We start from the raw sequence: 13,094 nt of genomic DNA, 5'->3' as shown, positions 1-13,094 counted from the left end.
GCTGAGAGCCTGTCGCTCACGATCCGGAGCAGAACACCAGGGTCACGGCCGATCGCACCGGCACGTCGCCGGGCGCGAGGGACTGCGACCGCACGATCGGCGGTTGGTCGGCGCGGCACGTGCTGTCCTCTTGCGTGGCGACCTCGAGCCCGAGATCGGCGAGCTGGCGGCTCGCGGCGTCGACCGTGTAGCCCGTCACGTCGATGAGGGTCACCCGGCCCGAGGCGACGACGAGATTGACCGGCGATCCCTTGGGCACTTCGGCCTCGGGCGCGCGGTCGGCCGACATGACGGTGCCTGCCGCGAGGGCGGGGTCGTTGCGCTGCGTCACGGTGCCGAGCGTGAGGCCTGCCGCTTCGAGCGCGGCGACGGCGGCATCCTGCCCGAGGCCTTCCAGCACGGGCACGGTCGACATCTCCTGGCCGGACGACACGTAGACGCGGATCTCCTGCTCGGGCGACACCGACTCACCGGGCAGCGGGTCGGTGCGGATGACGATGCCATCGGCCACGTCGGGATTCGGCTCGTCGACACGGAACGCGATGAGGTCTTGTTCGCCGAGATCACGTGCGGCTCGCTCGTAGGTCACCCCGGTGACATCCGGCACGATGCGCGCGATCGAGGGGACCTCTCCCCCGTCGGGCCTGATCGTGAGCACCCAGAAGAGCACGGCGGCCAACAGCACCGCGACGAGCGCGACGCCCGACCAGATCCACGCGACGGGGGGACCCGCCTGCGTGCGCTTCATCGTTGTGTCGGTGCTCAGCTGCCGCAGCGAGCGGGCCGTCTCGGCGGCCTGGCGCGGATTGGGTCCGTACAGTTCGCTCGTGAGCGCCTTCATCTGGCGCTTCGTGGGAGCATCGCCGTCGATCGTCGCATCGAGTGCCTGGCGGAAGCTCGCGGCATCCTGATAGCGCTGGAAGGGATCTTTCGCGAGGGCGCGCAGGGCGACGGCGTCGAGGGCGCGCGGCACCGACTCGTTGAACTCCGACGGCGGCACGGGCGCTTCGCTGACGTGCTGGTACGCGACGGCGACGGGTGATTCGCCGCGGAACGGCGGGCGCCCCGCGAGCAGTTCGTACAGCACGACACCGGCCGAATACAGATCGGCGCGGGCGTCGACGGGTTCGCCCTTGGCCTGCTCGGGCGAGAAGTATGCGGCTGTGCCGAGGATTGCGGTCGTCTCGGCGACCGTGGCCGAGCCGTCGGACACGGCGCGGGCGATGCCGAAGTCCATGACCTTGACCTGCCCGGCATCGGTCACCATGACGTTGCCCGGCTTGATGTCACGGTGCACGACGCCCGCCCGGTGCGAGTATTCGAGCGCCTCGAGGATGCCGTCGACGTAGCGCACGGCGTCGACGTCGGTCACGGGCCCACGGGCGATGATGTCCTTCAGCAGGGCGCCCTTGACGAGCTCCATGACGATGAACGGCACGGGGCGTACAGAGCCGTCGGGCTGGGTCTCGGAGTCTTCACCCGCGTCGAAGACCCGCACGATGGCCGGATGCGCCATGCGCGAGGCCGCCTGCGCCTCGAGGCGGAAACGGGTGCGGAAGGCGTTGTCGTTCGCGAGATCCCGCGCGAGCACCTTGATGGCGACTTCGCGCCCGAGCGTCAGGTCGTATCCGCGGTAGACGCTGGCCATACCACCGCGCCCGATGAGCTCGTCGATACGGTAGCGCCCCGACAGCACACGCGGCTCAGCAGACACTTGACTCCCTGAATCGGACCTTCAGCCAGACTAGTCGAGAGGCTACGCTCACTCCTGCTCGTCGTCAGTCGGCTCCGGGATGGGAGCCGGCGGCGCCTGGATCGCGGCGCTCACTTCCTGCGAGGGCCCCGTCGTGCGCTCGCCGGCGGAGCCGCCCGTGCACGTGACGGTGTAGGTCACGAGCAGGGTCGAGCCGGCGGCGCCGGTCACCTGCAGGTCGGCGGAACGCTCGTTGGCACCGAACCAGGCGGTGGACTGGCCCGAAGCGGGGAAGACGCCCTGAGTCGCCGTGAACTGGTAGCCGCTCACACTGCCGGTGCCCGAGGGGCAGCTATAGCCGTCCCAGCCGATCTGCACGGTGCTGCCTGCTTCGACCGTTCCCGAGATGCGTGCTGCGCCCGGCGTGCCCATGGGCACCTGCCCGGCGTACCGGGTCAGGGTGATGACGCGGTCGAACGGTACGTTTCCGACGGGATCGACGCGATAGACCAGACCGACGCTCGCCTCGTTGGGGGCGGCATCGCCGTCGACGCAGCTGACACCGAACCCGAGGCCGTCGAGGATCGCGGTGGCCGCTTCGCACGTCAGACCTTCGAGGTCGGCGGCGACGACATTCGCCGACGTGGGCTCCGGGGTCGGCGTCTTCGTCGCCGTCGTGCGCGTCGGAGTGGCCGACGTGGTCGTCGGTTCGGTCGCGGGCTCCTGATTGGCCACGAGCGCCCAGATCGTGCCACCGAGCACGAGAACGAGCAGGGTGATGAGTGCGACGAGAGGCCAGGTCCACGCGCTGCGCTTGCGCTTGCCGGTCTCTTCGCCTTCGCCTTCGTCCTCGCCGTCATCGATGGGCGAGCCGAGCAGTCGCGTCTCGGCCGACGTGTCGGTGCCGAGCAACTGCGTCATGTCGTCGCCCATCGCTGTTCCCGCGGCGATGGCAGGCACAGCGGCAGCGGCAGCGGCGACGTCGCCGCGGCGCAGAGCCGTAGCGGCGCGTGCGACGGCGGCCGCCGAGGCGGGGCGGTCTTCGGGCTTCTTGGCGATCATCGCCATGACGAGGTTCTGCACCGGCACGGCCACGCTCGGCGGCAGCGGCGGGGGCTGCTCGTTGATCTGTGCCATGGCAATGGCGACCTGAGACTCGCCCGTGAAGGGGCGCTTGCCGGCGAGGCACTCGTAGGCCACGATGCCGAGCGAATAAGTGTCGGTCGCGGGTGACGCGGAGTGGCCGGACGCCTGTTCGGGCGACAGGTACTGCACGGTTCCCATGACCTGGCCGGTCGCCGTCAGCGGCACCTGGTCGGCGATGCGCGCGATGCCGAAGTCGGTGATCTTGACGCGGCCGTCGGGCGTGATGAGCAGGTTTCCCGGCTTGATGTCGCGGTGTACGAGACCCGCGGCATGCGCGGCCTGCAGTGCGGCCGACGTCTGCGCGACGATGTCGAGCGTCTTGTCGGTCGAGAGCGAGCCGTCGCGTTCGATGATCGTCGACAGCGCTTCACCGGGCACGAGTTCCATGACCAGGAACGCGCTGCCGTTCTCTTCGCCGTAGTCGAAGACGCTCGCGATGCCCTCGTGGTTCACCAGGGCCGCGTGGCGGGCCTCTGCGCGGAACCGCTCGAGGAAGCCCGGATCCCCCATGTACTCGTCTTTGAGGATCTTGATGGCGACGGTCCGTCCGATGACGTGATCCGTTGCCTCCCAGACCTCGCCCATACCGCCGATCGCGATTCGCGAATCGAGCTCGTAACGGCCACCGAAAGTCACACCTTGTGTCGGTCTCATCTGCCCAGCACCGCCTCCATGACCTTCTTCGCAATGGGAGCCGCGATCGCGTTCCCGCTGCCCGACTGCCCTTGACCGCCGCCGTCTTCGACGACGACCGCAACGGCCACCTGCGGATTATCCGCTGGCGCGAAGCCCGTGAACCACAGGGAGTAGGGCCTTGCCCCGTTTTCTGCCGTTCCGGTCTTCCCAGCCACCTCGACCCCGTCTATTCTTGCACCGCTCGCGACGCCCGCACTGACATTGGCCACCATGAGCGCCACCATGTCCGCGGCGATGTCCTCCTCGAGGGCGCGGCCGAACTCGGTGTCCTCGAACTCCTGCTGCACCGACAGGTCTGGCCCGATGATGCGATCGACCATCCGTGGATTCATGACGACTCCTTCGTTCGCGATGCCGGCAGACACCATCGCCATCTGCAGCGGCGTCGCCGTGAGGCGGCCCTGTCCGAAACCGGTGAGCGCGGTCTGCGCGGGATCGAGCACGCGAGGGTCATCCTCGGTGGGCGGGTAAGCCGAGGGGGTCGAGACGAGCGGCATCGAGAACGACGTGTTGAAACCGTACTTCTCGGCTTCCTCACGCATGGCCTCGGCGCCCAGCTGGACCGCGAGCTCGGCGAAGGGCACGTTGCAGCTCAGCCGCAGCGCGTCGGCGATCGTGACCGTCTCACCCGCGCCGCAGGTGCCACCCGACGCGTTGCGCACGGTGTCGTTGGACTGCGGCAGCTGATAGATCGCCGGGTTGGGCAGGGTCGATTCGGGCGTGTAGTCGCCCGACGCCAAGGCGGCCGAAGCGGTCACGAGCTTGAAAGTGGATCCGGGTGCGTTCAGGTCACCCGCGATCGCCCGGTTCGACAGCGGTTTGCCCGGGTTCGCGACGAGCTCGGCATACACACCGTTGACCTCCTCGGCGTTGTGCGAGGCGAGCAGATTGGTGTCGTAGCTGGGGCTCGTGACCAGAGCGAGGATGCGGCCGGTCGACGGCTCGATCGCGACGATGCCGCCCTGCAGACCGCCGAGTGCTTCGTAGGCGGCTGCCTGGACGGTGGCATCCATCGTCAGGGCGACATCCGAGCCGCGCGGGGGCTGTCCCGAGATGATCCGATCCAGCCGCGACAGGAACTGCGAGCCGGCCGTGCCGCTGAGTTCCTGGTTCATGGCAGCTTCCATGCCCGTCGATGAGCCCAGCACGGGGTTGATGTAGCCGGTGACGGGGGCCCACATGTCGGCATCCGTATAGACGCGCTGCCAGCTGTACACGTCACCCGAGGGGACGGACCGGGCGATCGCCGAGCCGCTCGCGATGATGGCGCCCCGCTGCACTTCGTACGAGTCGTAGAGCGCGCGTCGGTTCGCGGCGTTCTCGGCGAGCTCGTCGGCCTGCACGATCTGGATCCAGCTCGTCGAAGCGAACAGCCCCACGAACATGAGCAGCATCACGATGCTGAGTCGGCGCAGCTCTTTCGTCATCCGATCACCACCCTCGGTCGGGAACGCACGGAGTCCGAGATGCGCAGCAGCAGGGCGACGATGATCCAGTTGGCCACGAGCGAGGAGCCACCGGCGGCGAGGAACGGTGTCGTGAGACCCGTGAGCGGGATCAGCCGCGTCACACCGCCGACCATGATGAACACCTGCAGGGCGATCGTGAACGACAGGCCCGTCGCCAGCAGCTTGCCGAAGTCGTCTTGGCCGGTGAGGCCGATCCGGATGCCGCGGCTCGTGAACACCATGTACAGGCACAGGATCGCGAAGACGCCGACGAGGCCGAGCTCTTCACCGAGCGCGGGAAGGATGTAGTCGCTCTCGGCGACGGGGGTGAGGTAGGGGCGGCCCTGGCCGAGTCCCGTGCCGACGAGTCCGCCCTGCGCGAGCCCGAAGATGCCCGTGACCAGTTGGAAGCTCGAGTTGTCCATCAGCTCGGGGTTGAAGGCATCCAGCCAGATCGTGAACCGTGTGCCGACGTACGGCAGCAGCCGGGATGCCACGAACGCGCCCGCCGCCGCCAGCACCACGCCGATGATGACCCAGCTGGTCTTGCCCGTTGCGACGTAGAGCATGGCGACGAACATGCCGAAGATGAGCAGGCCCGTGCCGAGGTCGCGCTGCATGACGATGATGCCGAGCGAGATCAGCCACAGAACGAGGAGCGGGCCCAGTTCTCGGGCGCGCGGCCACGTCACGCCCAGGAACCGCTTGCCGACCGAGCTCAGACTCTCGCGCGTACGCACGAGATAGCCCGCGAAGAAGATCGCGAGGCAGATCTTCGCGAGCTCGCCGGGCTGGAAGGTGAACAGCCCGACGTCCACCCAGACATCGGCGTTGCCTCCGCCGCTCAACCCCGGAATGATCGGCAGGATGAGGAGCAGAATCGCGACGAACCCGAAGATGTAGGTGTACCGGAACAGCACGCGGTAGTTGCGCAACAGGATGACGACGGCGATCGCGAGCACGAGAGCGATCCCGGCCCAAGCGAGCTGGCGCGTCGAGAATGCGCCCCAGCCCGTGCGGTCCCAGTGAAGGTCGAGCCGATAGATCATGGCGAGCCCGAGGCCCGTCAGAAGCGTGGCGATCGGCAGTACGAACGGGTCGGCGTCGCGCGCGCGCAGGCGCAGCACGATGTGGATCGCCAGCACAAGGGCGGCGAGCACGCCGCAGTAGATGAGGAACGAACTGTCGATCGCGCCCTGCGCACCGAGCTGGACCAGTGCGACGGCGGATCCGTTGATGACGAACGCGAAGACGAGCAGCGCGAATTCGCGATTGCGCTGCATCTGCGGAACCCGGATGCGCCGCAGTGCACGCACGACGGCGGTATCGGTGGTCACCGCCTGGGTGTCGGAACTCATGGCTCGCCTCCTTCCTCGAGCGTGATCGATGAGACGATGCCGCGTGCGCGGCGGAGCGAGTCGGCCGAGATCGTCTGCTCGATCCTTTCCCGGGTGAACGCCGAAAGCGAGTCGAGCTCTATGCCGGTGTCTTCGTAGACGGTCGACAGGCTGATCGGGCCGATGTTCTGCTGGATACCGCGGAAGATGACGACGGTGTCGTCGTCGGCGCCGACGTAGAACCGTGTCTGGGTCCACTGGTAGGCACCGAATGTCCCCGCGGCGAGCAGCCCGAGCACGAGCACGAGCCCGATGATCCAGCCGAACCGGCGGCGGCGCGCTCGGCGGCGGTCCTCTTCGATGAGCTCTTCGAAGAACTCGGCGGCCGGTTCGAAGTGCGTCGGCTCGTTCGCCGCCTGGCGTCCGGCGTGCAGCCAGCTCGTGCGCCCGGTGCGGGTGGCGGGCACGTCGATGCCGATGGGGTTCGAGGCCGATCCGACGATCGTCGGGGTGCCCGAGAAGAGCGGATGCTGCCCCCCGACGTCGACGATCACGATCGTGACATTGTCCGGGGCGCCGCCATCCAGCGCCTGCTTGAGCAGCTGATCGGCCGTGCGGCCGGGGGCGTGCCCGTATCCGAGCACCTTGGCCAGGTGCGCATCGTCGACGACGCCTGACAGCCCGTCCGAGCAGAGCAGCCAGCGATCGCCCGGCAGCGTCGGCATGACGAAGGTGTCGATCTCGGGCTCGGTCGCCATGTCGCCGAGCACGCGCATGAGCACGGAGCGTCGCGGATGGAAGCGGGCTTCTTCGGGTGTGATGCGCCCCGAGTCGACCAGCCGCTGCACGAACGTGTGATCGGTGGTGATCTGTGTGAGCGAGCCGTCACGGTAGAGGTAGATGCGCGAATCGCCGATGTGCGCGATGACGGCGTAGTCATCGACCATGACGAGCGCGCTCACGGTCGTGCCCATGCCGGCGAGCTCGGGCCGCACGTGCACCGTGTCGACGAGCTCGATCGCCGTGTCGGCGATCGCCTCGCGCAGGGCTTTTTCGGCCTCGGCCGGCGAGGTGAACGGCTGGTCGACGGCTTCGAGTCGGGCCACGGCGAGGCTGGAGGCGACGTCTCCTCCGGCGTGACCGCCCATGCCGTCGGCGACCACGAACAGGTTGGGTCCGGCGTAGCCGGAGTCCTGGTTGTTGGAGCGCACCTTGCCGGTGTGCGAGATCGCGGTGCTCGAGCCCTGGAAGACCATGCGCTCGGGGGCTACTTCTTCAGCTCGAACGTGGTCGCGCCGACCTTGATGGGTGCGTCAAGCGTCACCGGCACCGGGGTCGTCACGCGATTGCCGTCGTGCCATGTGCCGTTGGTCGAGTCGAGGTCCTGGAGCATCCACTGGTCGCCCCACAGCACGAGGCGGGCGTGATGGCTCGAGGTGTAGTCGTCGCGCACGACGAGGCCCGATTCGCTCGACCGCCCGATCGTGAGCGGTTCGGATCCGAGGGGGAGCTCGAGGCCCGCCTTGGGTCCGCTCGTGATGACGATGCGCGTCGCCGTCGCGGTCGTGGCGGGACCGCCCGGGCTCGGGCGCCCCCTCGCGGGGGGTGCCACCGGGGCGGTGGGCTGCGCGGCGGCCGGCGTGGAGGCTCCTCCGGCCATCGCGGACTCGGGCATCTTGCGCACCTTGACGCCGAAGAGGTCGGCGCGCAGGGAGTACACGACGGCGAAGACGAAGAACCACAGCAGCAGCAGGAAGCCGATGCGCAGCAGCAACAGGGTCAGTTCGCTCACGGCAGCGGTCCCTGTTCTCTCACGTCGAAGGCGCGCGTGACATCGCGCGGGGGCTGCGATATCGACGGCGGGGTCGCCTGCGCGACCACGCGGAACACGATATCGGTACGGCCGATCCGCACGATCGAATCCGGTGTCAGCGCGGCTTCGGTGACTTTGCTCCCGTTGAGCAGGGTGCCGTTGGTCGACTTCAGGTCGCGCACCATGGCGCGTTCGCCGTCCCAGAGGATCTCGACGTGCTTGCGGCTCGTCCCCGAGTCGGGGATCGTGATGTCGGCGTCGCTGCCGCGGCCGATGATCGTGCGAGACTTCGTCAGCGGGTGGCGGCGGCCGTCGATGTCGAGCACGCCACGCCACGCGACGCGACCCTGAGCCGTCGACGACTCCACGCGCAGGGTTCCGGTCGGCTGATTGTCGTCGCGCGCGAGGGTGATCGAGACCGGGCCCGCGAACGAATACCCCTGCTTCTTCGCATGCTTCTGCATGAGCGTCTGCAGCTCGTCATCGAGCGCGGACCCCAGCGACGCCATCTTGTCTTCGTCGGCCGGCGCGAGATGCACGGCGAACGTGTTGGGCGCGAGGATTCGGTCACGGCTGACCACGGCGGCCTTCTTGTCGAGCTCGCTGCGCAGTGCGGAGGCGATCTCGACGGGCTGGATGCCGCTGCGGAAGGTCTTCGCGAACGCGCTGTTGACGGCGCGCTCGAGACCTTTCTCGAAGCTGTCAAGTAGTCCCACGGAGCTCCTCGGACGGGCGTGCTTGGTTGCTTCATGCTAGTTGCACACGCTGGGGGTTCCCGGATTCCGGCGGATTCAGGTCAGGCGTGGTGCGCGTGATATCCTCGCTGAGTTGAGTGTGTTGCCCCAGGGCCATGCATCTCGCGCGAGTGGCGGAATAGGCAGACGCGCTGGCTTCAGGTGCCAGTGCCCGAAAGGGCGTGGGGGTTCAACTCCCCCCTCGCGCACGAAATGGAATGGCCCCCGATAGGGGGCTTTTTCATTTCGTGCCCGCGGGTCGGTGGTGAACTCCCGAAGGGGTGGGCCCCGGCCGCAGAGGCTCCGCGCGCCGCGCAGCGGCGTGTGGAGGGCGGTAGGGACAACTCCCCCCTCGCGCACGAAATGAAATGGCCCCCGGAAGGGGGCTTTCTCATGTCCTGGAGCCGTGGTGCGTGCCGTCTGGCCGCAGTCGCGCCCGTCACACCCCGTCGAGGGTCGGGGTGAGCACGAAGAGGATCTCTTCGGCATCGCGATCGAGCGCGGGGGCGCGGGTGACGGTGCGTGAGACCTCGGTGAACCCGTTGCGCTCCAGCACGGCGATGGCAGCGGTGTTGTGCGCTGCGACGCGTGCGAACAGGGGCCGAATCGGCTCGCGCGAGACGAGGATGCGCAGCGCTTCGGACGCGACGCCCCGGCCCCACGCGTGCCGCGCCGTCCAGAAGGTGACCTCGCGGTCGCCGTCGACGGTGAAGACCGCGACCGTGCCGGCGAAACCGCCGTTCTCGGTCACGATCTCCAAGCGCACCGCGTCGGCGGCACGTTCGCTCGCCATCCAGGCGTCGAACGCGGCGCGGTCGCTCGGGTCTTCTGCCGTGAAGGCCGCCAGAGCCGCCCCTTCGGGATCGCTCATCATCGTGAAGACGGCGTCGAGGTCGTCGTCGTCGAGATCGCGCAGCTCGATGTGGGTCACGGCCCCACCGTATCCAGCGTCCCGCTCTATGAGAACCCGTGCAGTTCGCGCACGAGCGATTCAGCCAAGACTCCGTCACGCGCGGCGACCGCCTCTTGCAGCTGCACGTAGGACTCCGTGCGTGCGACGGGGCACGCGATGAACGGACGCCACGCGGCGAGGTTGCGCCGGATGACGATCTCGGCCTCGCGCAGCACGGTGAGGAAGACGACGTTCCCCGTCGCTCTGACGACGAATCGGAAGAACCCCGTCGTGGCCTGCACGACGCCGGCATGGTCGTCGGCCCGCGAAGCCGACACGACCTCATCGAGAAGCGCGACGGCGCGCGCGATTGTCTCGTCGTCGATGCGACCGAGTGCGATCCGCAGGCACGTGCCGACCGTGTAGGCGATGAACTCGTCGGTGTCCCCGGCGAACGTCGGGTCGGGGACGGAGACCCGGGTGTAGCGGTTCGGCGCGATCTCGACCAGGCCGATGCGCTCGAGCCGTTGCAGAGCCTCGCGCACGGGGGTCCGCGAGACGCCGAGGCGCTCAGCGATCTCCTGATCGCGCAACCGTTCACCCGGTCGGAGGGTGCCGTCGAGGATCGCTTCGCTCAGAGTCGCGTAGACCTCATCGCCGAGCACCGCTCCGCGCGGGTCGAGCGGAAGCAGCGGGGTGGCCATAACTGCGTTAAGTGTATGGCGTGTGCGCATCGAGGACGCCTCTTCTGCGGGACCGGTATATCGGTAGAGTTGTCGATGTCGCGCTTTGGCGTGACGTATCCGGGGGGATCCGTCGACGCCCGGGCTTTGAGCTCAGCTCGGCCCGGGCGTCCGATGGCGTGTGCAACATTTGGGTCACGCTAATTCCGCGTGTCGCCGCTCTTCGTTAGCGTGTCAATCGACCCGCGCAGGTCGCGCGAGCACGCAAGGAACGGCATTTCATGAGCACGCAAGGTACTGTCAAGTGGTTCAACTCGGAGAAGGGCTTCGGCTTCATCGCTCCCGACGAGGGCGGCGCTGACGTCTTCGCGCATTACACCGCCATCGAGTCGAGCGGTTACCGCTCGCTCGAGGAGAACCAGCGCGTCGAGTTCGAGATCGCGCAGGGGCCCAAGGGCCTGCAGGCGGAGAACATCCGCCCCGTCTGATCCTCGGTTGCACGGTGCGGCGCTGCTGCCGCACCGTGCAACCTCAGACGATGTCAGGTGCCGCGGTTTCCGCGCACGAGTTCCAGGCCCGCGCCTGCGAACTGGCGCAGTGTCGCGTCGGGGAGGAAGGCGCGGGTCAGGCCCGCGCCGATACGGGTGAGGTCGCTCTCGTCACGGAACAGCAGGTGCATCGTCTCGTAGCGCGGGTGGAACTTCTCTTTGAACCGGTGCAGCGAGCGAAAGCCGTACACCGGCTCGAGCGCCTCGGCGAGGCTCTCGGACAGCACGGCGATCGCTCCCGCATCCGGGGGATAGTCGTGGGCCAGCGGCGCCCCTGAAAGGGACATGATCTCTGCGCCCTCTTCGGAGAAGAGCTTCGCCGACGCCCCGATCAGAAACTCCATGACCGGGCCGAAGCCGCCGTCGCGGCGCCGCATGAGGTCCAGCGTCCAGCCGCGCATGCGGCCGTCATCACTGTAGACGGGCAGCCACGAGAGGAACCCGTCGACGTCGCCCTGCGGCGAGATCGCCAGGGCGACGCGCACTTCGGGGTCTTCCGCCTCGGTCAGGGTGCCGAGGGTGAAACGCATCTCGGGCAGTCCCTTGTCTCCCACCCACATCTCCGAGATCGCGCGCAGTTGCTGGCGGATGCCCCACGGCTCATCGACGAGCCGTGTCATCCGGAAGGTCATCTCTTCGCGCTCTGCGCGGTTCAGCGCGCCGCGCACGGCGGCCCATGCCTTGCCCGTGAACGCCAACCCCGGCAAGTCAACGATCGTGTCGTCGGCGACGACGAGGCTGCGCCACCCCCGGGGAACGGCGGCGCGCGTCGCGTCGCTCGCGCTGAAGAAGCACGGCGCGAGGCCGGCCGCTTCGGCCGCCGCGATGAACTCGCGGACGCTCTCGGGGCGGGATGCCACGGGGCCGAGCGGATCCGCCAGGGCCAGTGCGACTCCGGCCCGCCGCTGATAGGCCACGATTCCGCTCGATGTGCGGGCGTAGGCGTTGCCCTCCCACGTCGTCATCCACGAGAGGGTGCCGCCTCCGTGAGCACGGAGCATCTGCTTGACGTCGTCGACGTCGGGTGTCGGCGCCTGCCCGATCCCCGACTTCCGACGCGAGCGGAAGGCGCCCCGCACCGAGATGAGGTAGATGGCCAATAGGGCCCAGAGGACGCCGTTGGCCAGCGCCAACTCGGTCTCGGCGTTGATGAATCCCTCGACGCGGCGCTGCGTCGTGATGATCATGGCGGCGAGCACGACGGCGCCGACGAGGATGTTCCATGCGGCGAGGATCAGGCTGAGCACCCACGCCCACCGGCGGCCGAGACGCAGGAAGTGTGCGATGACGACGATGACGACGACATCGATCGCGACGTCGATGAGACCACCGCTCGACGCCGGCTCCGTGGCGCCGAACGGCCCGTTGGTCGGGACGAAGAGCGTGATGATCTCGATCGTGCCCAGCACGATGATCGCGATGAAGGCGACGAGTCGCTGTTCGCGCACCGTCTGGCGCTGCAGGCGCAGCGAGCGGTCGACGAACAGGATGAGCAGCACGGCGAGCGTGTGTTCGAGGTCGGGAAGATTGCCCCAGAAGAGCATCGCGACGAAGACGAACGACAGCAGGACGAGCCAACCGCGCACGCGCCACGGCGGTCGGAAGAGTCCGATCGCGGCAGCGATGCATGCCATCGTTCCGCCGGAGGCGCCGACGTCGCGCAGCGCGGCCTCGGTCTGGGCCCATTCCCACTGCGCGAACGAGAACAGCCACAGCAGTAGCGCCGATGCGAAGATCGCAAACAGCTGCCCGATCCAGAAGTAGGCGAGCGCGACGACCGACCCGCGCTTGTACTCGAGGTACGCCATGCCCCAGAACGCCGAGATCGTGAAGATGTACACCCACGGCTGGTTGACGAAGAACGTCCCGAGCAGCGGGGTCCACCACAGGCCCTCACGGAAGGCGGGCAGGCCATAGGCGACGCGTTCGAACAGCGGCGCCTGTTCGAACGGCGACCAGAGCCCCGCGAAGACCACGCCGACGACGAGGACCAGTGCGACCAGCGTCAGCGTCGCCGGAATGCGCCTGAGGAAAGGGAGGACGAGCGTCAACGGAGTCGTTCTCGTGGCGGCACGCATGCCTTCACGATAGCGAGCGGCGGGGG

11 protein-coding genes and 1 tRNA gene are annotated in these 13,094 nt (G+C 68.2%); 2 read left to right on the top strand and 10 right to left on the bottom strand.

The window, feature by feature from the left end:
• Window positions 1-16: 16 nt before the first annotated feature.
• The 7 genes from pknB to AC25Y0_RS07950 are packed head-to-tail and all read right to left on the bottom strand — an operon-like array spanning window position 17 to window position 8,849.
• Window positions 17-1,714, bottom strand: a complete 1,698-nt coding sequence (gene pknB, locus AC25Y0_RS07980; protein WP_488123676.1) for a Stk1 family PASTA domain-containing Ser/Thr kinase — start codon at window positions 1,712-1,714, stop codon at window positions 17-19.
• 48 nt (window positions 1,715-1,762) lie between these two features.
• A complete protein-coding gene (locus tag AC25Y0_RS07975; protein WP_488123677.1) occupies window positions 1,763-3,493 on the bottom strand; it encodes a protein kinase domain-containing protein in 1,731 nt (576 codons plus the stop codon).
• A complete protein-coding gene (locus tag AC25Y0_RS07970) occupies window positions 3,490-4,962 on the bottom strand; it encodes a peptidoglycan D,D-transpeptidase FtsI family protein (RefSeq protein ID WP_488123678.1) in 1,473 nt (490 codons plus the stop codon). Before AC25Y0_RS07970 ends, AC25Y0_RS07975 begins: the two co-directional genes overlap by 4 nt.
• Window positions 4,959-6,341: an FtsW/RodA/SpoVE family cell cycle protein gene (locus AC25Y0_RS07965; RefSeq protein WP_488123679.1), complete on the bottom strand. Its 1,383-nt coding sequence runs from the start codon at window positions 6,339-6,341 to the stop codon at window positions 4,959-4,961. The genes AC25Y0_RS07970 and AC25Y0_RS07965 overlap by 4 nt, the downstream gene beginning before the upstream one ends.
• Window positions 6,338-7,576 (bottom strand): PP2C family protein-serine/threonine phosphatase, encoded by a 1,239-nt coding sequence (locus AC25Y0_RS07960; protein WP_488134482.1) that lies wholly within the window; start codon window positions 7,574-7,576, stop codon window positions 6,338-6,340. The genes AC25Y0_RS07965 and AC25Y0_RS07960 overlap by 4 nt, the downstream gene beginning before the upstream one ends.
• 11 nt (window positions 7,577-7,587) lie before the next feature.
• Complete coding sequence (locus AC25Y0_RS07955; RefSeq protein WP_488123681.1) at window positions 7,588-8,112, bottom strand: FHA domain-containing protein FhaB/FipA; 525 nt, start codon at window positions 8,110-8,112, stop codon at window positions 7,588-7,590.
• Window positions 8,109-8,849 carry an FHA domain-containing protein gene (locus AC25Y0_RS07950; protein ID WP_488123682.1) on the bottom strand — a complete coding sequence of 247 codons (741 nt, stop codon included), beginning with the start codon at window positions 8,847-8,849 and terminating at the stop codon, window positions 8,109-8,111. The genes AC25Y0_RS07955 and AC25Y0_RS07950 overlap by 4 nt, the downstream gene beginning before the upstream one ends.
• Window positions 8,850-8,992: 143 nt before the next feature.
• Between AC25Y0_RS07950 and AC25Y0_RS07945 the strand changes: the two genes are divergently transcribed.
• Window positions 8,993-9,076: transfer RNA gene (locus tag AC25Y0_RS07945), tRNA-Leu, on the top strand.
• Between the two features lie 230 nt (window positions 9,077-9,306).
• Here AC25Y0_RS07945 and AC25Y0_RS07940 read toward each other — a convergent pair.
• A complete protein-coding gene (locus tag AC25Y0_RS07940; RefSeq protein WP_488134481.1) occupies window positions 9,307-9,798 on the bottom strand; it encodes a GNAT family N-acetyltransferase in 492 nt (163 codons plus the stop codon).
• Window positions 9,799-9,824: 26 nt separating this feature from the next.
• Window positions 9,825-10,463 (bottom strand): GntR family transcriptional regulator, encoded by a 639-nt coding sequence (locus AC25Y0_RS07935; RefSeq protein ID WP_488123684.1) that lies wholly within the window; start codon window positions 10,461-10,463, stop codon window positions 9,825-9,827.
• A gap of 260 nt (window positions 10,464-10,723) precedes the next feature.
• Here AC25Y0_RS07935 and AC25Y0_RS07930 point away from each other — a divergent pair, with 260 nt between their 5' ends.
• The gene (locus AC25Y0_RS07930) at window positions 10,724-10,930 is read left to right on the top strand and encodes a cold-shock protein (RefSeq protein WP_376129336.1); all 207 of its coding nucleotides are present in this window, start codon (window positions 10,724-10,726) and stop codon (window positions 10,928-10,930) included.
• 53 nt (window positions 10,931-10,983) lie between these two features.
• Here AC25Y0_RS07930 and AC25Y0_RS07925 read toward each other — a convergent pair whose 3' ends face one another.
• Window positions 10,984-13,068: a bifunctional lysylphosphatidylglycerol flippase/synthetase MprF gene (locus tag AC25Y0_RS07925; protein ID WP_488134480.1), complete on the bottom strand. Its 2,085-nt coding sequence runs from the start codon at window positions 13,066-13,068 to the stop codon at window positions 10,984-10,986.
• Window positions 13,069-13,094: the final 26 nt, after the last annotated feature.

This window comes from Microbacterium sp. Y547, assembly GCF_057669785.1.
This window is presented reverse-complemented; position numbering and strand designations above follow the sequence as displayed.